Source organism: Sagittula sp. S175 (genome assembly GCF_049800975.1).
Classification (GTDB): domain Bacteria; phylum Pseudomonadota; class Alphaproteobacteria; order Rhodobacterales; family Rhodobacteraceae; genus Sagittula.
Genome location: NZ_JBNAGB010000024.1, coordinates 60887 through 81698, shown reverse-complemented (window position 1 = coordinate 81698; position 20812 = coordinate 60887). Strand labels below are relative to the sequence as shown.

The 20812-nt window shown below is 63.8% G+C and carries 18 protein-coding genes and 1 pseudogene; 11 read left to right on the top strand and 8 right to left on the bottom strand.

The annotated features are described in order from the left end of the window. Positions 1 to 143: pseudogene (locus ACP16H_RS22045) on the bottom strand (IS5/IS1182 family transposase); the annotation flags it as partial. A 211-nt stretch (positions 144 to 354) separates the two neighbouring features. On the opposite strand from ACP16H_RS22045, the gene ACP16H_RS22040 reads away from it, so the two are divergent. After that, complete coding sequence (locus ACP16H_RS22040) at positions 355 to 1497, top strand: translocase (protein ID WP_425074387.1); 1143 nt, start codon at positions 355 to 357, stop codon at positions 1495 to 1497. A 22-nt stretch (positions 1498 to 1519) separates the two neighbouring features. Further along, complete coding sequence (locus tag ACP16H_RS22035) at positions 1520 to 3079, top strand: phosphate ABC transporter substrate-binding/OmpA family protein (RefSeq protein WP_425074386.1); 1560 nt, start codon at positions 1520 to 1522, stop codon at positions 3077 to 3079. Between the two features lie 72 nt (positions 3080 to 3151). Here ACP16H_RS22035 and radC read toward each other — a convergent pair whose 3' ends face one another. The 4 genes from radC to dnaK all read right to left on the bottom strand — a co-directional run bounded on the left by radC (position 3152) and on the right by dnaK (position 7884). Continuing rightward, positions 3152 to 3916 carry a RadC family protein gene (gene radC / locus ACP16H_RS22030; protein WP_425074385.1) on the bottom strand — a complete coding sequence of 255 codons (765 nt, stop codon included), beginning with the start codon at positions 3914 to 3916 and terminating at the stop codon, positions 3152 to 3154. Between the two features lie 35 nt (positions 3917 to 3951). Next, a complete protein-coding gene (locus ACP16H_RS22025; RefSeq protein ID WP_425074384.1) occupies positions 3952 to 4578 on the bottom strand; it encodes a DedA family protein in 627 nt (208 codons plus the stop codon). A gap of 160 nt (positions 4579 to 4738) precedes the next feature. After that, the gene (gene dnaJ, locus ACP16H_RS22020; RefSeq protein WP_425074383.1) at positions 4739 to 5887 is read right to left on the bottom strand and encodes a molecular chaperone DnaJ; all 1149 of its coding nucleotides are present in this window, start codon (positions 5885 to 5887) and stop codon (positions 4739 to 4741) included. Positions 5888 to 5961: 74 nt separating this feature from the next. Next, positions 5962 to 7884 (bottom strand): molecular chaperone DnaK, encoded by a 1923-nt coding sequence (gene dnaK / locus ACP16H_RS22015; protein WP_425074382.1) that lies wholly within the window; start codon positions 7882 to 7884, stop codon positions 5962 to 5964. A 290-nt stretch (positions 7885 to 8174) separates the two neighbouring features. On the opposite strand from dnaK, the gene ACP16H_RS22010 reads away from it, so the two are divergent. Further along, a complete protein-coding gene (locus ACP16H_RS22010) occupies positions 8175 to 8774 on the top strand; it encodes an alpha-ketoglutarate-dependent dioxygenase AlkB family protein (RefSeq protein ID WP_425074381.1) in 600 nt (199 codons plus the stop codon). On the opposite strand, the gene ACP16H_RS22005 is transcribed toward ACP16H_RS22010, so the two are convergent. Then, positions 8771 to 9376, bottom strand: a complete 606-nt coding sequence (locus ACP16H_RS22005) for a COG3650 family protein (protein ID WP_425074380.1) — start codon at positions 9374 to 9376, stop codon at positions 8771 to 8773. The two genes, ACP16H_RS22010 and ACP16H_RS22005, sit on opposite strands and share 4 nt — an antisense overlap. 37 nt (positions 9377 to 9413) lie before the next feature. Further along, a complete protein-coding gene (locus ACP16H_RS22000; RefSeq protein WP_425074379.1) occupies positions 9414 to 10244 on the bottom strand; it encodes an ABC transporter permease in 831 nt (276 codons plus the stop codon). Positions 10245 to 10403: 159 nt separating this feature from the next. Here ACP16H_RS22000 and cysQ point away from each other — a divergent pair, with 159 nt between their 5' ends. The 8 genes from cysQ to ACP16H_RS21960 all read left to right on the top strand — a co-directional run bounded on the left by cysQ (position 10404) and on the right by ACP16H_RS21960 (position 20057). Then, the gene (cysQ, locus tag ACP16H_RS21995) at positions 10404 to 11201 is read left to right on the top strand and encodes a 3'(2'),5'-bisphosphate nucleotidase CysQ (protein WP_425074378.1); all 798 of its coding nucleotides are present in this window, start codon (positions 10404 to 10406) and stop codon (positions 11199 to 11201) included. Then, the gene (locus tag ACP16H_RS21990) at positions 11201 to 12448 is read left to right on the top strand and encodes a glycosyltransferase family 2 protein (protein ID WP_425074377.1); all 1248 of its coding nucleotides are present in this window, start codon (positions 11201 to 11203) and stop codon (positions 12446 to 12448) included. Before cysQ ends, ACP16H_RS21990 begins: the two co-directional genes overlap by 1 nt. Positions 12449 to 12571: 123 nt before the next feature. Beyond that, on the top strand, positions 12572 to 13468 hold the full coding sequence (gene galU / locus ACP16H_RS21985; RefSeq protein WP_425074376.1) for a UTP--glucose-1-phosphate uridylyltransferase GalU: 897 nt from the start codon (positions 12572 to 12574) through the stop codon (positions 13466 to 13468). Positions 13469 to 13479: 11 nt separating this feature from the next. After that, complete coding sequence (gene galE / locus ACP16H_RS21980; protein WP_425074375.1) at positions 13480 to 14463, top strand: UDP-glucose 4-epimerase GalE; 984 nt, start codon at positions 13480 to 13482, stop codon at positions 14461 to 14463. Between the two features lie 199 nt (positions 14464 to 14662). After that, complete coding sequence (locus tag ACP16H_RS21975) at positions 14663 to 15820, top strand: glycosyltransferase family 4 protein (RefSeq protein ID WP_425074374.1); 1158 nt, start codon at positions 14663 to 14665, stop codon at positions 15818 to 15820. Positions 15821 to 15892: 72 nt separating this feature from the next. Next, complete coding sequence (locus ACP16H_RS21970; protein WP_425074390.1) at positions 15893 to 16879, top strand: glycosyltransferase family 2 protein; 987 nt, start codon at positions 15893 to 15895, stop codon at positions 16877 to 16879. 22 nt (positions 16880 to 16901) lie between these two features. Then, complete coding sequence (locus tag ACP16H_RS21965) at positions 16902 to 18602, top strand: beta-1,6-N-acetylglucosaminyltransferase (RefSeq protein ID WP_425074373.1); 1701 nt, start codon at positions 16902 to 16904, stop codon at positions 18600 to 18602. Positions 18603 to 18629: 27 nt separating this feature from the next. Then, on the top strand, positions 18630 to 20057 hold the full coding sequence (locus ACP16H_RS21960) for a nodulation protein NodH (protein WP_425074372.1): 1428 nt from the start codon (positions 18630 to 18632) through the stop codon (positions 20055 to 20057). A gap of 285 nt (positions 20058 to 20342) precedes the next feature. On the opposite strand, the gene ACP16H_RS21955 is transcribed toward ACP16H_RS21960, so the two are convergent. Beyond that, positions 20343 to 20807 (bottom strand): PTS sugar transporter subunit IIA, encoded by a 465-nt coding sequence (locus tag ACP16H_RS21955; protein WP_425074371.1) that lies wholly within the window; start codon positions 20805 to 20807, stop codon positions 20343 to 20345. Positions 20808 to 20812: the final 5 nt, after the last annotated feature.

Genomic DNA, 20812 nt, shown 5'->3' with positions numbered 1-20812 from the left:
TGTCGGCCGCGTTTGCCGGTCGGCGCAGCATCCCAGATCATCTCGGGATCGAACCAGATTGTCAGCGAGCCTCGACGCTTGAGCGCTTCATTATAGGCTGGCCAGTTCCTGGTCTTGTAGGTCGGGGGTGTGGGTCTGCTCATGTCGTCCAGCTACCACGCTGGATTCACGACATGAATCCCTCACAGGATTTGTGCAACAGAGCCAGGCTCAGCCCAAGACCCGATTTCAACCAATTTCAGTTCAAAGTTTCATCCTATTGGCGAATAGCCGTGAGAAATCCGCCTGCGCGCCCCAAAGCTGCCACGATTCGGTGCCATTTCAGACGCTGACCGTTAAGGACAGGAGTCCCTGATGCCAAAGATCGAGCTGCCGAAAATCGAATCCTCCTCGCTGCTGACGCAGATCAAGGAGCGCAAGAAATCCTTCGTCCTGGCCGGTGCGACGCTCGTCTGCGCCCTGGGGGTTGGATATGTCATGCAATACACGCTGCCGGGCATGTCCCGTCAGGCTGCTGCAACGGGTCCTGTCGACCTGACCGGCATCACCCCCACCTCGTCCAGCAGCCTCGGCGCGCCGCGTGCCCCCATTGTCTCGGGCAATGCAAGCCCGCAAGCCGCTTTTGCGGGTGGCTCGCCCACCTTCCTGTCCGGCGCACCCATTGCCGCAAGCGCTGCACCTGTCGCCTACGTCAGCCCGCCGAGCACCGCACCGGCGCCCATCCCTTCAGAGACGCCGCAGGTCACACTGGCCGCTGCCGAACCTCTGGCAGAGGCCATGCCCGACGCTCCCGGCACCGAGGCTGCGACCGGTTTCGCCTGCGACGTGACCATGGAAGCCAAGCCCGCCGCAGGCGCGCTGATCGACGTCACGCTCCTTGCGCCCTGCCACGGTGCAGAGCGGGTCACCCTGCATCACCAGGGCATGATGTTCACTCAGGTCATGAGCAAGGACGGCACCCTGTCCGCAACCCTGCCTGCATTGTCCGAACGGGCACTCGTGATCGCCTCCTTCGCGTCCGGCGCCGGGGCCACCGCGATGACCGACGTTCCGACACTGCCGCTTTATGATCGCGTGGCCGTTCAATGGAAGGGCGACGCCGGGCTTGGGCTGCACGCCCGCGAATTCGGCGCGGCATACTTCGGTGCCGGGCATGTCTTCTCGGGCGCGCGTGGCGACCTGTCCGCCACGGCCCGCGGCGACGGTGGTTTTCTGACTGTCCTTGGCGACCCGACGTCGCCCGAAGCGCTCCGCGCCGAGGTCTATTCCTTCCCCAAGGGCGCCGCGACCCACGCAGGGACCATCGCCTTGACGGTCGAGGCAGAAATCACGGCATCCAACTGCGACCAGACGATCGAGGCGCAGACACTGGAAATCCGCGAGGATGATGACCTGCGCACCCGAAATCTGACGCTGGAAATGCCGGGTTGCGACAGCTCGGGGGACTTCCTGGTCTTGAATAATCTCGTCGAAGACCTGACAATCGCCTCGAGGTAAGAACAGGCGAACGAGGGCCTTTATGAGCATCCGGCGTGCGGCGATCTTCGCCGCACTTTTCTGCGTACAGGCCTTTGCCAACACCGCTGCGGCACAGGACGTCACCCTGCGCTCGAGCGATGGGTCCATTCAGCTCGAGGGGAATCTTCTGGGCTTCGACGGTCAGTTCTACCGTATCGACACCAAGTTCGGCGTGTTGACGGTGGATGGCTCCGGCGTTTCCTGCGAAGGGATTGGCTGCCCCTCCCTCATCGACTACGTCGCCGAAATCAGCATATCCGGTTCTGCCACGCTGGGCCGCGTCATGCTGCCCGCGCTGATCGAGGCCTTTGCCCTGCGCAACGGTCTATCCGCCGAGCGGACCCCAGACGACGACACGCATTTCACATACACGCTGACGAACCTGCGGACCGAAAAACCCGTGGGCCGGTTCCACTTTCGCGTGACCAATACCGACGAGGGTTTTGCCGACCTTCTGGCGGACGAAGCGGACATCGTCATGTCCTTGCGCGAAATCCGCACAGAGGAAGCCCGTCTGGCACGCGAGGCCGGCCTCGGTGACCTCACCCTGGCGAACCGCTCGACCGTGCTGGCGCTGGATGCGCTGGTGGCCATCGTCGCGCCCGGAAACCCGGTGGATCGCCTGTCGCTGTCGGACCTCGTGGCGATCCTCTCCGGCAAGCAGAGCAACTGGCAGGCTTTTGGTGGTCCCGACGCTCCGATCACCGTGCATATGCGTGACGAGACCTCGGGCCTCGCGCAGGGCATTCAGGACAGCCTTCTGAAACCCGCGCGCGCAGCCCTCGGCCCCGCCACGCGGCACAAATCCAACACGGCGCTTTCCGAAGCCGTGGCCAAGGATCCTTTCGGCATAGGCCTCTCATCGTTCTCCGAAATCGGCAACACGAAGCCCCTCCCGCTGTCTGGTCCCTGCGGGTTCCAGATGCGCGCCGCCCGCCGCACCGTGAAAACCGAAGACTACCCGCTCACCGCGCCCGCCTTCCTTTACATCCCGGCGCGCCGCCTGCCCGCGCTGGCGCGCGATTTCCTGCGCTTTACCCGCAGTCCTCCCGCCCAGATCGTCATTCGCCGCGCCGGGTTCGTCGATCAGGCGCCCGAAGAGATCGGCCTCGACCTGCAAGGCGACCGATTTTCCAACGCGATTCTTGTCACCGAGGGCAACGCGGGCCTGGCTGAGCTGCAACGCATGACAAAGACGCTGACACCACTGCGCCGCCTCACCACATCCTTCCGCTTCGAACCGGGATCGTCGCGTCTGGACGCGCAGTCGCGCTCCAACGTCCTGCAACTGGCCCGTGCGCTCGAGGCCGGAACCTACGACGGGCGGCAGTTGCTGTTCGTGGGCTTCTCGGACGGTCAGGGCCCTGCCGATGCCAATCTCAGGATCGCCGCAAGACGTGCCGAGGCCGTGCGGATCGCCGTGGAACTGGCTGCTGAAACTGCCGATCTGCAGCGCGTCCAGATCGGCTCTGACGCCTTTGGTGAGGCCATGCCCATGGCCTGCGACGACACCTCTTGGGGTCGCGAAGTCAACCGCAGGGTCGAGATATGGGTGCGGTGAGGCCCCTGTTTCTTTGGTTTCAGAAATACCCTCGGGGGAGTCGCTCCGCAGGAGCGGCGGGGGCAGAGCCCCCTACAGCAACCCCTCGGACCGGAAACTGATTTCCGAGGATTTGCCGATAATCAGGTGGTCGTGGATGACGATTCCCAGCGCCTCGGCGGCCGCCTGGATCTGCTCTGTCACGACGATATCGGCCTCGGAAGGCGTGGGGTCGCCGGACGGGTGATTGTGCACAAGGATCATGGCCGTCGCATTCAGTTCCAACGCCCGTTTGACGACCTCCCGCGGGTAGACCGGGACATGGTCGACCGTACCGCGGGCCTGTAGCTCATCCGCGATCAGCACGTTTTTGCGGTCAAGGAACAGCACGCGAAACTGCTCGATGTCGCGATGCGCCATGGAGGTCTGGCAGTACTCCAGCAAGGCCGCCCAGCTGCTCAGCACGGGTTTCTTCATGACCCGCGATTGCGCCAACCGGTGCGCGGCGGCTTCGATGATCTTCAATTCGCAGATCACCGCGTCGCCCACGCCCTTCACTTCGGCCAGACGGGACGCCGGCGCAGACAGCACCGCGTTGAAATCACCAAAAACCTCCAGCAGTTCCCGCGCGAGGGGTTTGACGTCGCGACGCGGAATGGCGCGAAACAGTACAAGTTCCAGCATCTCGTAATCCGGCAAGGCATCGGCACCCCCGACAAGGAAACGCTCGCGCAGGCGGGCCCGATGGTCGCGGATATAGGATGGCTGCCCTTTTGCTTCGGGGCCCGCGTCTTCGGGAACCTCGTCGTGCGCAAAAAGCGCAGCTTGGGAATCAGAGAAATGGCGGATGCGGCTCATATCCACAGCCTGCGCCCGTCTTGGTGAACAGGCGGTTAACGCGCGTCCTGCGTCTGCCGCTTCTCCTCGCGGCGATTGTAGGTCACGACCCGCCAGACGTAGATCGCCAGCAAACCGACGACCACCGCCGTGGATATGGGGTTCAGCCACTCGCTGACCGTATCATAGCCCCCCTCCAGCCAATAGCCCGCAAGGGTCAGAGCGGTGGTCCAGCCTACGGTGCCAACCGCGCTGAGCCCCAGAAACCACACACGCGGCATCCGGCGCACCCCGGCGGGGACCGAGATCAAGGTCCGGATGGTGGGGATCAGTCGCCCAAAGAGCACCGCGCTCCCATCGTGGCGATCAAACCAACCATTCGCACGGTCAAGTTCGTCCGGAGAGACCGACAGCCAGCGGCCATGTTTCTGCGACAGATGGCAGATGCGGTCAAAGCCGATCTTGCGCGCGATCCAGTACCAAAGGTACGCCCCCGCCAGAGAACCTGCGCTGCCCGCCGCGATCACCAGAACCAAAGACATGTCGCCCCGAGCGGCATTGAACCCGGCCAAAGGCATGATGAGCTCTGAGGGGATGGGCGGAAAGACGTTCTCGAGAAACATCAGCAGGGCGATGCCAAAGGCCCCCATGCCGTCGATAAGGCTCGTGATCCAGTCGAACATGTCCAATCATCCATAAACAAGGGGCCCACAGGTTGAACCCGGGCCCCTTGCGATTCGTTCCATTCTGGCGCGACACGATTTTTCGCAGGCCCGGCGACTTTCTTGCGAAAGCCGCGTTCAGCGCTGAAGGGTGTCCACTGGACACCCTTCCGGGCGCGCCTCACCCCTTCATCGAATCCCAGAAGTTCTTGACCGAGCTGAAAAAGCTCGAGCTTTCGGGGTTGTTGTCCTCCGACAGTTCGTCGAATTCCTTCAACAGTTCCTTCTGCCGGGCCGTCAGGTTGACCGGAGTCTCGACCGCCAGCTCGATGAACATGTCACCGGCAACACCGCCACGCAGGGCGGGCATGCCCTTGCCGCGCAAGCGCATCTGGCGACCGGACTGCGACCCAGCCGGGATCTTCACCCGCGACCGGCCACCGTCGATGGTCGGAACCTCGATGTCACCGCCCAGCGCCGCGTCGGTCATCGACACGGGCACGCGGCAATGAAGCTCGGTCCCCTCGCGTTCAAAGATCTTGTGCGGCTCCACCTCGATGAAGATATACAGGTCTCCCGGAGGCCCCCCGCGCATCCCCGCCTCGCCTTCGCCCGCCAGACGGATCCGGGTCCCGGTTTCCACGCCGGCCGGGATGTTCACCGACAACGCGCGCTCCTTCTGAACGCGACCGGCACCGTGGCACTTGCCACAGGGGTTCTTGATGATCTGGCCCAGGCCCGAGCAGGTCGGGCAGGTCCGTTCGACGGTAAAGAACCCTTGGGTCGCGCGCACCTTGCCCATGCCCGAACAGGTCGGGCAGGTCGTGGGCTCGGACCCGCCTTCGGAGCCGGTGCCGTTGCACTGGCCGCAGGCGACCGAGGTCGGCACGTTGATCGTCTTGGCGAGACCGGAGAACGCGTCCTCCAGCGACACACGCAGATTGTAGCGCAGGTCCGCACCACGCGCCGCGCGTTGCCGCCCGCCGCCTTGCCGCCCGCCCATGAAGTCGCCGAACAGGTCGTCGAACACGTCCGAAAATGCGCTGGCAAAGTCGGGGTTGCCCCCCATGCCACCGCCCGGACGCGGGCCACCGCCCATGCCGCCCTCGAACGCCGCATGGCCGTAACGGTCATAGGCCGCCTTCTTGTCAGCGTCCTTCAGGACCTCGTAAGCCTCGTTCACTTCCTTGAACTTGGCCTCGGCGGTCGGGTCATCCTTGTTGCGGTCCGGGTGCAGTTCCTTGGCCTTGGCGCGATACGCCTTCTTCAGCTCGTCCGCCGAAGCGCCCTTCTTTGCCCCCAGAACATCGTAATAATCACGCTTGGACATTCATGCCCTCCTCTAATCGAAAGGGCCGGTCCGGCGGTACGGACCGGCCCCTCGATGTGGTTCCGAGAGCGGGATCAGCCGCGCTTGTTGTCGCCCAAGTCCTCGAAGTCAGCATCGACGATGTTGTCGTCGTCCGAGCCGCCGCGGGAGGAGCCGCCCATGTCGACGTCGTCATTGCCGCCTTCGGCCTGCGCCTTGTAGATCGCCTCGCCCAGACGCATCGCCGCCTCGGTGACGTTCTGGATGCCGCCCTTCAGCTTGTCAGCCGAAATATCGGACTTCTCCAAGTCGTCCTTGAGCGACGCCAGTGCCAGTTCGATCGCCTCGACGGTCGAGGGGTCAACCTTGTCGCCATGCTCCTCGATCGACTTCTCGGTCGAGTGGATGAGGCTCTCGGCCTGGTTCTTCGCCTCGACAAGCTCCTTGCGGGCCTTGTCGGCATCGGCGTTTTCCTCGGCCTCGCGCACCATGCGCTCGATGTCATCATCCGACAGACCACCGGACGCCTGGATCGTGATCTTCTGCTCCTTGTTGGTGCCCTTGTCCTTGGCCCCAACCGACACGATGCCGTTGGCGTCGATGTCGAAGGTCACTTCGATCTGCGGCATGCCGCGCGGCGCGGGCGGGATGTCCTCGAGATTGAACTGGCCGAGCATCTTGTTGTCGGCAGCCATCTCGCGTTCACCCTGGAACACGCGGATCGTCACGGCGTTCTGGTTGTCCTCGGCGGTCGAGAAGACCTGGGACTTCTTCGTCGGGATCGTCGTGTTGCGGTCGATCAGGCGGGTGAAGACACCACCCAGCGTCTCGATGCCCAGCGACAGCGGGGTAACGTCGAGCAGAACCACGTCTTTCACGTCACCCTGCAGAACACCGGCCTGGATGGCGGCGCCCATGGCGACGACTTCGTCCGGGTTCACACCCTTGTGAGGCTCCTTGCCGAAGAACTTGGTCACCTCTTCGATGACCTTCGGCATACGGGTCTGACCGCCGACCAGCACGACTTCGTCGATGTCGGAGGTGGTCAGGCCTGCGTCCTTCAGGGCCGCCTGGCAGGGCTTGATCGACGCCTTGATGAGATCACCCACCAAGCTTTCCAGCTTGGCGCGGGTCAGCTTCATCACGAGGTGCAGCGGCGTGCCGCCCGAGCCCATCGAGATGAACGGCTGGTTGATCTCGGTCTGGGTTGCTGAGGACAGCTCAATCTTGGCCTTTTCCGCAGCTTCCTTCAGACGCTGCAGCGCCATCTTGTCCTTGCGCAGGTCGACCGAGTGCTCTTTCTTGAACTCGTCCGCCAGGTAGTTGACGATCCGCATGTCGAAGTCTTCGCCACCCAGGAAGGTGTCGCCGTTGGTCGACTTCACTTCGAACAGGCCGTCGTCGATCTCGAGGATGGTCACGTCGAAAGTACCGCCGCCGAGGTCATACACGGCAATGGTCTTCGCGTCCTTCTTGTCGAGACCGTAGGCCAGCGCGGCCGCGGTCGGTTCGTTGATGATGCGCAGCACTTCGAGGCCCGCGATCTTGCCCGCGTCCTTCGTGGCCTGACGCTGTGCGTCGTTGAAATAGGCCGGAACCGTGATGACCGCCTGGGTCACTTCCTCGCCGAGGTACGATTCAGCGGTTTCCTTCATCTTTTGCAGCGTGAAGGCCGAGATCTGCGAGGGCGAGAACTTCTCGCCACGGATTTCGACCCATGCGTCGCCGTTGCCGCCGTCCACGATCTTGTACGGAACGATGTCCTTGTCCTTCGTCACCTCCGGGTCGGTGGTGCGACGGCCGATCAGGCGCTTGACTGCAAAGACGGTGTTTTCGGGGTTCGTCACTGCCTGACGCTTTGCCGGCTGACCGACCAGCCGTTCGTCTTCGGTGAAGCCCACGATGGACGGCGTGGTGCGCGCGCCCTCTGCGTTTTCGATCACCCGGGCTTGCGAGCCGTCCATGATGGCGACGCAGGAGTTGGTGGTCCCGAGGTCGATGCCGATAACCTTACCCATGTTTTCGATCCCTTATCCTGTTCAAGGCGATACCACGAGGCGATGGACCCATTTTGGCGTCCTTACCCCGCATTTCATGACGCTGGCAGAACCCTGCCATCGCGTTCGGACGACATATAAGGAGGCCCCCCCGCTTTGCCAAGCGCCTGCCCCCACGCAAATTCACGGAATCTTGTCGTTTCCGTCACGGGCACTCCTCCTGCCTGCCGATCCCAACGATTCTCAACAAAGTGGGGGCGATATAGCGGGAATTCCTTGGCAACCGGTTTCCGCGCGCCCACAAACGGCGCATGACCATGATCGACATAAAGGACTTTCGGGTCTTCCCCGGCCACCTCGACCGCCCCGCACAAGAGACCCTCGTCGCGGCGGTGCGTGATGTCCTGCGGCACGCGCCCCTGTTCCGCCCCCGGACGCGGCGCGGACCCATGTCGGTGCGGATGTCAGCGGCGGGCGATTTCGGCTGGATCAGCGACCCGAAGGGCTATCGCTACGAAGCTCACCATCCCGACGGGCAGCCATGGCCGCCAATCCCCGAGCCGGTCATGAGCCTCTGGCGCGATCTGGCCGACTGCCCGCGCGACCCCGAATGCTGCCTCATCAACTGGTACGACGGCGACGCCCGCATGGGCTTGCATCAGGATGTGGACGAACAGGATTTCGACTGTCCGGTGCTGTCGGTGTCACTGGGCGACGAGGCGCTTTTCCGCATGGGCGGCACGGACCGACGCGATCCGACCACGTCGCACTGGCTGAAATCCGGCGACGTGGTGTTGCTGAGGGGCGCGTCCCGCCGCGCCTTTCATGGCATCGACCGGCTGCGCCCCGGCACCTCGACCCTGTTTCCCGATGGCGGGCGGCTGAACCTGACGCTGCGGGTGGTGACCTAGTCGGCCAGCGAACAGCACCCGGCGTAGGTCGGCCCCTGCGCGCCAGTGACGATCACCGTCACGTCCAGCGCGTAACTCCGGTCAGACATGCCGTCGCTACATTGCGCCGGTTGCACGACCACCGCCAGTTCCCGCGCGGCCCCGACACCGCGCAGCACGTGTTTCTCGACCATGGCAGGAGCCCGCTCCAGCGCGCCCACCTGGAACACATCCACCAGCGGCGAATCCGGCTTGCGCAGCCGCGCGGTGTCGCCCGGCGTGATGTCCAGCTCCCAGAAAGGTTCGGTGCCAAAGCAACGCAGGCCCTTCGCATCGGCCAAAGGCTCTGCCGGACGCGGTTCGAGGAACTTCAGCGAGGCCCAACCGGCCACCTCCCCGGTGTTGACCTGCGCCCAGTTGCCCTGCACGCCCAGCACCTCGACCCGCTTCTGGTCATGCGCCAGCGCGCCGACGACTCCGTGGTTCACCCCCGGCCCTGCCCGCACGTTCAGCGCGTCATCCGCGCCCACGCCCGACACGTCATACAGCGCCGGGAACCCCTCCTGCGCGTTCGCCACCGAGGCGGCGCAGATCATCACGAAGGCCAGAACGAAACGCAGCATCCAGATTACCCTCTCCCGCGCCCGGGACACATGCCCCTTAGCGGCGCGCGCTCCACGAAGCCGAGGCATGTTTGCGAGTGTAGAATTCACCCATCAGCCCGATCATGAGCAGAACGATAGACACGTAAAAGGCATATTCCCAGCTTGAATTTCGCGGATTGTAGTTGGCGAAGGCATAGCCGCGCGACTGGTCGATAGTGTGGAACAGCGGATTCCAGTCGAACATCACCAGCATGTAGCCGGGCAGCGTGTTCGCCACGAACATCTTGCCCGAGGCGATCATGTTCGCGCGCTGGAAAATGGTCGAGATGATGCTGATCGGCGTGGGCGCCCAAGGCTTTGCCGCAAGGAAGACCATCCCGATCGACGCCCCCGAGAACCACGACAGGATCAGCATCCCCAGACAGCCCATCGGGTCATGGATTTCCGTCATCACGAAGGGATTGAAGGCCACATCATAGACGAACAGGATGCAGATCAACGACAGCACCTGGATATACAGCGTCGACAGCATGGCGCTGATGATGGCGATGGCCGTGTTCATCGGCGCATGCTGCATCATCGGACTGGCTGGCCCCTCGGACCCGGCGACAGCGCCCAGCGTCTTGGAGAACGTCATGTACAGGAAGATTCCCGTCATGATGTAAATCAGGAAATCGCCCCGCACCGCATTCCCGCGCATCCCCATGATCGAGAACATTGCAAAGAAAGCGAGCACAAAGATGATCGTCTGCAGCAGGTTCATGAAAATCGCCATGACGGCGTTGCCATGGGCCTTGCGCACGGAACGTACTGCGTTGTGATAGATGAGTTCGGCGATGTTCACCGCCGATTGCAGGTTGGATTTCGGTCGCGTGGTTTGAAACATGGGATGCCCCGCTCGTGCGGCCCGTGACCGCTGTCTGCCTCTCGTCTACGGCATGTATGACGATTTATCGTTATCTTGCCGTTTATTGTTATCCGCAGCATAAGGCGCGGCAGGCATCAAATCAATAAAGCGTGCAGATTGCGGGCAAAGGAGACTTTCATGAACTATTCCGAACTGACCACGATCATGCGCCGCCTCGCCATCGAAGCCGGCAACAAGATCATGGAGATCTACAATGCCGACGATTTCGAGGTAAAGACGAAGTCCGACGCCTCCCCCGTGACCGAGGCCGACGAAGCCGCCGACGCCCTGATCTCGGCCGGCCTGCGCGCTGCCTTCCCCGATGTCGCGCTCGTGACCGAAGAGCAGGCCGCATCGCACAGCGTCGATGCGATGACCTTCCTCATCGTCGATCCGCTCGACGGGACCAAGGAATTCATCAACCGCCGCGGTGACTTCACCGTCAATATCGCGCTGGTCGAGGAAGGCGTCCCCACCCGTGGCGTCGTCTATGCCCCGGCGCGCGAACGCATGTTCTACACCAATTCCGTCGGCCACTCGGTCGAGGAAACCGGCCCCTTCGACCTGGACACCGTGGGCGAGGTGAAAGACATCCGCGTCACCGAACCCGATAATGGCGCGCTGATGGTCGTGGCGTCGAAATCGCACCGCGATCAGGCGACCGACGATTACATCAACCTTTACAATGTGAAGGACATGCGCTCGGCAGGGTCCTCGTTGAAGTTCTGCCTCGTGGCGACCGGCGAGGCAGACATTTACCCGCGCCTTGGCCGCACGATGGAATGGGACACCGCCGCGGGCCACGCCGTTCTGGCGGGCGCGGGCGGCCGCGTCGTCCGCTTCGACGACCACACGCCGCTGGCCTATGGCAAGGCCGGGTTCGCCAACCCGTTCTTCATCGCCTACGCGCCGGGCGTGGACCTGAAGAAAGGCTGATGCAGCCGCCGGTCAGCATCGTCGTCGTCAGCAGGCATCGCCCCGATGCCCTGACCCGTTGCCTGACCGGCATCTCCCAACTCGATTACCCCGATTTCGAGGTCATCATCGTCGCCTGCCCTAACGGGATGGCTGCGGTCGCGGCACACCCCTTGGGCGAATACGCCAAGACCGTCGCCTATGACGAGCCCAACATCAGCGCCGCCCGCAATCTGGGTATCGCGCAGGCGGCGGGCGAGATCGTGGCCTTCATCGACGACGACGCCGTGCCGGAGCCGCTCTGGCTGTTCCACCTCGCCGCGCCCTTCGCCACCGAGGACATCGCCGCCGCCGGGGGCTACGTGCTGGGGCGCAACGGCATTTCCTTCCAATGGCGCGCGCGCACCGTGGACAGCACCGGCAGCGCCACGGCCCTGGATGTGAACGACACCCGCCCCACCGTCCTGCACCCCGCCAACGATCGCGCGATCAAGACCGAGGGCACCAACATGGCCGTCCGCCGCGACGTGCTGGCCGAGATGGGCGGCTTTGACCCGGCGTTCCGCTTCTTCCTCGACGAGACCGACCTGAACATGCGCCTTGCCCGCGCGGGCCATGCCACCGCCATCGTGCCACTGGCGCAGGTCCATCACGGCTTTGCTGCCTCTGCCCGCCGCACCGCAGACCGCACCCCCACCGACCTGACCGAGATCGGTGCCAGCCAGCAGGTGTTCCTGCGTAAATACTGCCCCCGCGCCGCCCGCGCCGCCGCATGGGACAGCTTTCGCGCCGATCAGCGCCTGCGCCTGCTTCGGCTGATGCAGCGCGGCCCCCTTCAGGCCGACGACGTGGCCCGCCTTCTGCGCGGGCTGAAAAAAGGCGGCACCGACGGCATGGGGCGCCCGCTCGACGAAACTCCGCGCATCGCCCGCGCCCCGGAGGGCTTTCGCCCCTTCCCCGGCCGTCCCGGAGCACCGCGCCGCGCCATGACCGGGCGTCTCTGGCAGTCGCGCAGATTGCGCAGCGAAGCCGCCGATGCCGCCGCCGCCGGAGACATCGTCACCCTGATTCTCCTCGACCCCAGCGCGCGCTATCACCACGTCCATTTCTCCCCGGAAGGGGTCTGGGAACAGTCCGGCGGCCTTTTCGGAAGGAGCCTTCGCTCTGCTTCCCTGATTCAACCGTGGCGTTTCTCACGCCGCATTGCTGCAGAGCAGCATCGAGTCGCCCCGGTGCGCGGTCATTTTCCGGACAGATTCACGAATTAGTATGAAATATTGACCTTCGGGGAACCAAACCACTGGTGTTTTCGCTTAATAAAAGCAAAGGTCGTTAGCAAAATACGCGGGCTTTGCCCCATGTTTATACCGTAGCAACGAAGGAGCAGGCGGATGCGTAAAAAGGTCACGAAGGCGATCTTCCCGGTCGCGGGCCTTGGAACCCGCTTCCTTCCGGCGACCAAGTCGGTCCCGAAGGAAATCATGACATTGGTGGACCGCCCGCTGGTCCAATACGCCATCGACGAATGCCGCGCCGCCGGCATCAAGGAATTCATCTTCGTCACCTCGCGCGGCAAGGGCGCGCTCGAGGACTACTTCGACGTGGCCCCCACGCTGGAGCAGGAACTGAAGAAGAAGAACAAGGACGACCTGCTGGAAATCCTGAAGTCCACCAACATGGACTCCGGCGAAATCGCCTACATCCGCCAGCACAAGGCGCTTGGCCTCGGCCACGCCATCTGGTGCGCCCGCCGCCTGGTCGGCAACGAACCCTTCGCCGTTGTTCTGCCCGACGACGTGATCGCGGCGGAAAAGCCCTGCCTCCAGCAGATGGTCGAAGCCTACGAGGAAACCGGCGGCAACATGGTCGCCGCCATGGAAGTCCCGCAGGAAAAGACCAAGGCCTACGGCGTTCTCGACATCGAGGACGACATGGGCTCGCTGGTCAAGGTCAAGGGCATGGTCGAAAAGCCTGAACCGTCCGAGGCGCCGTCCAACCTCGCCGTGATCGGCCGCTACATCCTGTCGCCGCAGATCTTCAAGAACCTGAACCAGAAGAAGACCGGTGCAGGCGGCGAGATCCAGTTGACCGACGCCATCGCCGAGGAAATCGGCAAGGAAGAAAGCGGCGTCTACGGCTACCGCTTCCGCGGCCAGCGGTTCGACTGCGGTTCGAAATCGGGCTTCCTGCAGGCAACCGTCGCCTTCGGTCTCGCCCGCGACGAGTTGCGTGATGACCTCGAGGGCTTCCTTCAGGAAATCATGGCCTCGCGCAAGGCCGCCGAGTAAGCGGACGAACCATGACCACTGTACTGGTAACAGGCGGCGCGGGCTATATCGGCTCGCACGCCTGCAAGGCTTTGAAGGCGGCGGGCTACACGCCCGTCACCTACGACAATCTCGTCACAGGCTGGCAGGACGCGGTGAAATTCGGCCCCTTCGAACAGGGCGACCTGATGGACCGCGCCCGGCTGGACGAGGTCTTTCGCATCCACCAACCCGTTGCCGTGATGCACTTCGCAGCCCTCAGCCAAGTCGGCGAGGCCATGGCCAAGCCCGGCATGTACTGGCGCAACAACGTGGCCGGTTCGCTGACCCTGATCGAGGCCGCCGTGGCTGCAGGTTGCATGGACTTCGTTTTCTCCTCGACCTGCGCCACCTACGGCGAACACGACAACGTCGTTCTGGATGAAAACACCCCGCAGGAACCGCTGAACGCCTACGGCGCCTCGAAACGCGCCGTGGAAAACATCCTGCGCGATTTCGAGGCAGCCTACGGTCTGCGCTCGGTGATCTTCCGCTACTTCAACGTGGCCGGCGCCGACCCCGAGGGCGAAGTCGGCGAACATCACCGCCCGGAAACCCACCTGATCCCTGTCATGCTCGAGGCCGTCGACGGCCAACGCGCCGCCCTGACGGTGCATGGCACCGACTACGACACGCCGGACGGCACCTGCATACGCGACTACGTGCATGTCTGCGACCTTGTGGATGCACATGTACTGGGCCTGAAATGGCTGGCGGATGGCAAGGGCAGCCGGGTCTTCAACCTCGGCACCGGCAAGGGCTTCTCCGTCCGTGAGGTCATCACCTCCGCACGCGCGGTGACCAACGCCGAAGTCCCCCATTCCGAGGGTCCCCGCCGTGCAGGTGACGCCACCAAACTGGTGTCTGGCTCGACCCGTGCCGCGCAGGAACTGGGCTGGCAGCCGCACCGCTCGACCATGCCGCAGATGATCGCCGACGCTTGGCGCTGGCACAAGAACGGCCATTACGACAAGTGACCAGGTCGGATGCGAGGGGCCAGCCCCTCGCGCTCCCCGGAGTATTTGACCCAAGAATAAGCAGGAACGCACCCTTGTCTTCTTCTTGGTCAAAATACTCTGGGGGTTCGGGGGCTTTGCCCCCGAGCGGTCGCCTGAGCGGAGCGAAGGCGAAACCGGACAGGTGGACAAGCGCCCCGCCCCGGCCTTAACTGGCGCCATGACCCGCCTGCTCGACCTTTCCCGCCTCGTCAGCCGCGCCGGACGCCCGCTGACCGGCGTGGACCGGGTAGAATTCGCATGGCTCGACCATCTTCTGACGGTGGACACTCCGCTTTTCGGACTGGTCCGTTCCGCCTTCGGCTACATCCTTCTGGACCGCGCGGGCTGTGCGCGCTTGCGGGATCGCATTACCCAAGGCGGCTGGGGCGCGCCGGATCGGCTGTCGCGCCTCAAACGCATGGACCCGATCCGCGCCGGGGCGGAGGCCGAACTGCGCCGGATCGCCATCGCCCGAACGCTATCGCCCGGCCTGCCCCGGATGCTGCGCCGCCACCTGCCGCGCGGCGTGCATTACATCAACACGGGCCATACCAACTTCACCCGCCGCCTGATCCGCGCGCTCGACCGTCTGGGCGCACGCAAGGCGGTGCTGATCCACGACACCATTCCGCTGGACCACCCCGAATACCAGCGCGACGGCACGGTCGAGACCTTTCGCAGCTTCCTCGCCCGCGTGGGAGAGCATGCCGACCTCATTCTCTGCAACTCGCACCAGACGGAACGCGACCTGCATCGGCATCTGCCGCAGGTCCCCGAGACCCTCGTCACCCCGCTTGGCGTCGACCTGCCGCAGCCCGGAACTGCGCCCGAAGGGCCTTGGACGCGACCTTACTTCGTCACCCTCGGCACCATCGAGCCGCGCAAGAACCACGCCCTGCTGCTGGACCTTTGGGAGCAGGGAATCGACGCCGACCTGCTGATCCTTGGCAATCGCGGATGGGAGAACCATGCCACCTTCGCCCGACTCGACGCGCACCCGCCTCGCGTGCACGAAATCGCAGACCTCCCGGATGAGGCGGTGTTCGCCCTGATCCGCGATGCGGCAGGCTTCCTCTTTCCCAGCTTCGCCGAGGGCTACGGCCTTCCTCCGATCGAGGCGGCGAGCCTTGGAGTGCCGATTCTGTGCAACAATTTAGGTATTTACCGGGAGACTTTGGGTGATATTCCCGCTTACGCAGATGTACAGAACGTATATTTGTGGCACAAAACAATCGGGCAAATGATTGCGGATTATCACGCCGGGCGGAAACAATCGCCGGAGTTTGCGCCCCCGACTTGGGCGGCGCACTTCAACACGGCTTTAACCCGCATCTGATAGCCCAAGGGGACGCGCCCGCCAAAAGGCGGGAAAAGGGCAGGCAATTTGGGCGCATGGCAGTCATACCGGCTGAGGCTTCAACGCAGGCGTTGGCGCATTCGCGCCTTTCGCAAGCGTCGTGACTTGCGTCCTGTTGCCAACCGAACGGACCAGCTGCGGCCCTCGGACCTGTTGGTGTTCTCGACCCAGCGCAACGAGGGCGTCCGCCTGCCGTACTTTCTGAAGTACTACCGCGACATGGGCGTGAACCACTTCTTCTTTGTCGACAATGATTCCACAGACGGGTCGCTGGACTATCTGGCCAAGCAGCCCGATGTCTCCGTCTGGACGACGAAGCAAAGCTACAAGCGCTCGCGCTTTGGCGTCGACTGGATGAACTGGCTGTTGATGAAATACGGCCACGACCACTGGTGCCTGACCGTCGACCCGGACGAGCTGTTCCTCTATCCGTTCTGCGACACGCGCCCCCTGCGCGCGCTCACCGACTGGCTGGATGCCTCGTCGATCAAGTCGTTCAGCGCCATGCTCTTGGACATGTACCCCAAAGGCCGGTTGGACCATCATCCCTACAGCCCGGGCCAGGACCCGCTGGAGGTCGCCAGCTGGTTCGACGCCGGCAACTACACGATCCAGAAGAACCCGCAGTTCGGGAACCTCTGGATCCAAGGCGGGCCGCGCGCCCGCATGTTCTTTACCGAGACGCCGGAACTGGCCCCGGCTTTGAACAAGATCCCGTTGGTGCGCTGGGACCGGCGCTATGCCTACGTGTCATCGACCCATAACCTGCTGCCGCGCGGGTTGAACCAGGTCTACGACGAATGGGGCGGGGAAAAGGCCTCGGGCGTGCTGCTCCACACGAAGTTCCTCGACACCTTCAGCGCAAAGGCCGAGGAGGAGTTGGAGCGCCGCCAGCACTACGGCGCATCACGCGAATACATCGCCTATGCCGAGGGGGTGAAGGAGAACCCCGACCTCTGGTGCAAGTGGTCGGAAAAGTACATCAACTGGCGACAGCTGGAGATCCTCGGGATCATGTCCAAGGGGAACTGGGCATGAGTGCGCGCGCGGGGACCCCGACATGAGTGTCGGCATCGTCATGCTGGTGCACACTGCCTTTGACCGGGCCGAGCAGGTCGCGCTGCACTGGGCGCGCGGCGGCTGCCCGGTGGTGATCCACGTGGACAGCGCCGTGCCCCGGTCAAGGTTCGACGACTTCCGCGAACGCCTGTCCGCCGTGCCGGGCATCCTGTTTTCCAAACGCCACCGCTGCGAATGGGGCACATGGGGGCTGGTCGCCGCCTCGCAGGACGCCTCCGAACTGATGCTGAAATCCTTCGAGGAAGTGCGCCACGTCTACCTCGCCTCTGGCTCCTGCCTGCCGCTCAGGCCCGTCGAGGAACTGGTCAGCTACCTAGCGGAACGCCCCCGCACCGACTTCATCGAAAGCGCCACCACGGCGGACGTCCCCTGGACCGTCGGCGGGCTGGACCACGAGCGGTTCACCCTGCATTTCCCCTTCAGCTGGCGCAACAACCGCTTCCTTTTCGACAAGTTCGTCGAACTGCAACGCCTCACCGGCTACAAGCGCCACATCCCCAACGGCATCATCCCGCACATGGGCAGCCAGTGGTGGTGCCTGACGCGCCAGACCCTGTCCGCCATCCTCGGGGACCCGGAACGCCGCCGCTACGACGCCTATTTCCGCCATGTGTGGATTCCGGATGAATCCTATTTCCAGACGCTTGCCCGCCTGTATAGCACCCAGATCGAAAGCCGCTCGCTGACGCTGTCGAAATTCGACTTCCAGGGCAAACCGCACATCTTCTACGACGATCACCTGCAACTGCTGCGCCGATCCGACTGCTTCGTCGCGCGCAAGATCTGGCCGCACGCGGATCGTTTGTACGAGGCGTTTCTGACCGACCCCAACCGCGCCATGTCGCGGCAGGAACCCAACCCCGGCAAGATCGACCGCATCTTTGCCAAGGCGGTGGACCGCAGGACGCGTGGCCGCCCGGGCCTGTATATGCAATCGCGCTTCCCTAACTGGGGGTGGGAAAACGGCGTCACGGCTGGCAAATACTCCGTCTTCCAGGGCTTCTCCGAGCTGTTCATCGACTTTGAACAATGGCTCTCCCGCGCCACCGGCGCACAGGTCCACGGCCACCTCTACGGACCGGCACGCGCCGAATTCACCGGCGGACAGACCCTCATCAACGGCGCGCTCTCGGACAATGCTCTGCTGCGCGACGCCAACCCCAAGGCCTTCCTGACCAACCTCGTCTGGAACACGCGCGGCGAACGCCAGTGCTTTCAATACGGCCCGCGCGACAATCCGAAAATCCTCTATGCCATGGCCACCGACCCCAACGCCCAGATCAGCGTGATCTCGGGCGCCTGGGCCGTGCCGCTGTTCAAATCGAACGCCAATTTCGCCGACATCCGGGCCGAGGCGGCCAAGCTGCAAAAGGTCGAGTCCAAGATGCTCGACACGCTCCGCTCTCCGGATGTGAAGGCCCGCATCCGCATCTGGTCCATGGCGGAATTCATCGAAAGCCCCATGGAGCCGCTTCAGGTCATCATCGACGAGATCGGTCAGAAATCCCTGCGCCGCCTCGCCGAGGCACCGCGACTGGAAAACCTTGTGGGCTTCGGCCAGTTCCTGCAAAACCTGAAAAACCAGGGCATGCACCCCTACCTGATGGGCGACTTCCCCGTCGACCCGGCCCGGCGCAACACGCGCTCAGGCACGCGCAAGCCCTACCTGGTCAAGAAATGACCGGGCCAACGGATAAAGGCGCCCTGAATGTCCCAGTTCGACTGCTTCGTGATCTTCGCCGAAATGCGCACCGGCTCCAACTTCCTCGAAGCGAACATCAACGCCTTTGACGGGCTCTCCTGCCTGGGCGAAGCCTTCAACCCGCATTTCATCGGCTATCCCAATTCCGAGGACGTGCTGGGCATCACGCAGGAGGAACGCGACCGCGACCCGACCCGCCTGCTGAACCAGGTGCGCATGGCAACACCTGGCGCGCTGGGGGGATTCCGCTACTTCCACGACCACGATCCGCGTGTCCTTGACACGCTGCTGACCGATCCGAAGATCGCCAAGATCGTGCTGACCCGGAACCCCGTCGACAGCTACGTCAGCTGGAAGATCGCCCGCGCCACCGGCCAATGGAAGCTGACCAACGTGAAGCGCCGGAAGGAGGCGCAGGCCCATTTCGACGCCCGCGAGTTCGAGGAACACGTGGCCGACCTGCAGGCCTTCCAGGTGCAGATCCTCAACACGCTGCAACGCACGGCGCAGACGGCCTTTTACATCGACTTCGACGACCTGCACGATCTCGAGGTGATGAACGGCCTCGCCCGCTGGCTGGGCTGCAAGGACCAGAAGGACAGCCTGAACACCGCGTTGAAGCGGCAGAACCCGGAACCCGTCTCGGAAAAGGTCGAGAACTTTGACGAGATGGAGCGCGCGCTGACACGCCTTGACACCTTCAACCTGACGCGCACGCCGAATTTCGAACCCCGCCGCGGCCCGGTCGTCCCCGGCTACCTCGCCTGCGCCGAGACGCCGCTGCTCTACATGCCGATCCGCTCCGGCCCCGAGGCCATGGTCGCTGACTGGATGGCGGCCCTCGACGGCGTAAAGGTCAACCAGCTGACCAAGGACTTTTCCCAGGGCACGCTGCGCGCCTGGAAACGAGACCGTCCGGGGCATCGCAGCTTTACCGTGATCCGGCATCCGCTGGCCCGCGCACATGAATGCTTCTGCTCCAAGATCCTCTCGACCGGCAAGGGTAGCTTCAAGGGCATCCGCCACACCCTGCGCCGCGTGCATGCCCTGCCCATCCCCGAGGGCGAGCCCGGCGCCGACTACGATGAAAACGCCCACCGCGAGGCCTTCACCGCCTGGCTGCGCTGGGTCAAGGCGAACCTCGCAGGCCAGACCGCTGTGCGCGTCGATGGCCACTGGGCGACGCAATCACAATGCCTACAAGGCATGGGCGACTTCACCCTGCCCGACATGGTCATCCGTGAAAGCGAGGCAGACACATACCTGCCCGCCCTCGCCATGCAAGTCGGCCACCCGGCTCCGGCCGACCCGAAACCGCATGCAAACGCGGCACCCTTCAGCCTGGCGCAGATCTACGACGACCAGATCGAAAGCCTCTCCCGCGATGCCTACCAGCGCGACTACGTCATGTTCGGCTTCGACGACTGGACCTGAAGGCGCGCGCTACGCGCGCACATATGCCTCGTTCGTCCGCCTCCGGCGGCCTCCTCGGGTTTGCCTCCGGCAGGGGTATTTATGAAACCAAAGAAGCTAGACGCCACGCCCCTGCTTCTTTGGTTTCATAAATACCCTCGGGGGAATCGCTTCACAGAAGCGATGGGGGCAGCGCCCCCAGAACCTCGTGACGACACCCGCACAACGCAGGGATAGAGGCTCGCCGAGGGTCGGCGGGCGGGCGAATTGCCGAAGGCAAGAGTCCCGCGCGCAGACCCGCAGCAGTCAGGCGGCCTTCACGGCCTCAGCTTCAGTCAGGATGGTGTAAAGGGTAGCCGGTTCCGGGTTGGCGCGCAGCTTCGTGCACAGACCCGCATCGCGCAGCGTGCGCGAGACCAGTGCCAACGCCTTGAGGTGTTCAACCCCGGCTTCCTCCGGCGCGAACAACGCAAAGACGATGTCAACCGGCTGCCGGTCCACCGCGTCGAAGTCGATCGGTTTTTCCAGCAGCAGGAAGACACCCAGTACTTCCTCCAGCCCGGCGATGCGAGCATGGGGCAACGCCACCCCGTGGCCCACGCCGGTGGGCCCCAGGGTTTCGCGTTCGAGCAGGGCTTCGACCAGCGTCTGGGCATGAAGGCCATGCGCGCTCTCGGCGAGGTCGGCGATGTCATGCATCAGCCGCTTCTTTGAGGAACACGAGGCCATGACCTTCACGGCCTGGGGTTTCAGCAGATCGACAAACTTCATGTGTG

Excerpts from the sequence above, each read along its gene's own strand:
- ACP16H_RS22040 (WP_425074387.1), top strand. The coding sequence starts at position 355 with ATGCCAAAGATCGAGCTGCCGAAAATCGAATCCTCCTCGCTGCTGACG.
- ACP16H_RS22035 (WP_425074386.1), top strand. The coding sequence starts at position 1,520 with ATGAGCATCCGGCGTGCGGCGATCTTCGCCGCACTTTTCTGCGTACAG.
- radC (WP_425074385.1), bottom strand. The coding sequence starts at position 3,916 with ATGAGCCGCATCCGCCATTTCTCTGATTCCCAAGCTGCGCTTTTTGCG.
- ACP16H_RS22025 (WP_425074384.1), bottom strand. The coding sequence starts at position 4,578 with ATGTTCGACTGGATCACGAGCCTTATCGACGGCATGGGGGCCTTTGGC.
- dnaJ (WP_425074383.1), bottom strand. The coding sequence starts at position 5,887 with ATGTCCAAGCGTGATTATTACGATGTTCTGGGGGCAAAGAAGGGCGCT.
- dnaK (WP_425074382.1), bottom strand. The coding sequence starts at position 7,884 with ATGGGTAAGGTTATCGGCATCGACCTCGGGACCACCAACTCCTGCGTC.
- ACP16H_RS22010 (WP_425074381.1), top strand. The coding sequence starts at position 8,175 with ATGACCATGATCGACATAAAGGACTTTCGGGTCTTCCCCGGCCACCTC.
- ACP16H_RS22005 (WP_425074380.1), bottom strand. The coding sequence starts at position 9,376 with ATGCTGCGTTTCGTTCTGGCCTTCGTGATGATCTGCGCCGCCTCGGTG.
- ACP16H_RS22000 (WP_425074379.1), bottom strand. The coding sequence starts at position 10,244 with ATGTTTCAAACCACGCGACCGAAATCCAACCTGCAATCGGCGGTGAAC.
- cysQ (WP_425074378.1), top strand. The coding sequence starts at position 10,404 with ATGAACTATTCCGAACTGACCACGATCATGCGCCGCCTCGCCATCGAA.
- ACP16H_RS21990 (WP_425074377.1), top strand. The coding sequence starts at position 11,201 with ATGCAGCCGCCGGTCAGCATCGTCGTCGTCAGCAGGCATCGCCCCGAT.
- galU (WP_425074376.1), top strand. The coding sequence starts at position 12,572 with ATGCGTAAAAAGGTCACGAAGGCGATCTTCCCGGTCGCGGGCCTTGGA.
- galE (WP_425074375.1), top strand. The coding sequence starts at position 13,480 with ATGACCACTGTACTGGTAACAGGCGGCGCGGGCTATATCGGCTCGCAC.
- ACP16H_RS21975 (WP_425074374.1), top strand. The coding sequence starts at position 14,663 with ATGACCCGCCTGCTCGACCTTTCCCGCCTCGTCAGCCGCGCCGGACGC.
- ACP16H_RS21965 (WP_425074373.1), top strand. The coding sequence starts at position 16,902 with ATGAGTGTCGGCATCGTCATGCTGGTGCACACTGCCTTTGACCGGGCC.
- ACP16H_RS21960 (WP_425074372.1), top strand. The coding sequence starts at position 18,630 with ATGTCCCAGTTCGACTGCTTCGTGATCTTCGCCGAAATGCGCACCGGC.
- ACP16H_RS21955 (WP_425074371.1), bottom strand. The coding sequence starts at position 20,807 with ATGAAGTTTGTCGATCTGCTGAAACCCCAGGCCGTGAAGGTCATGGCC.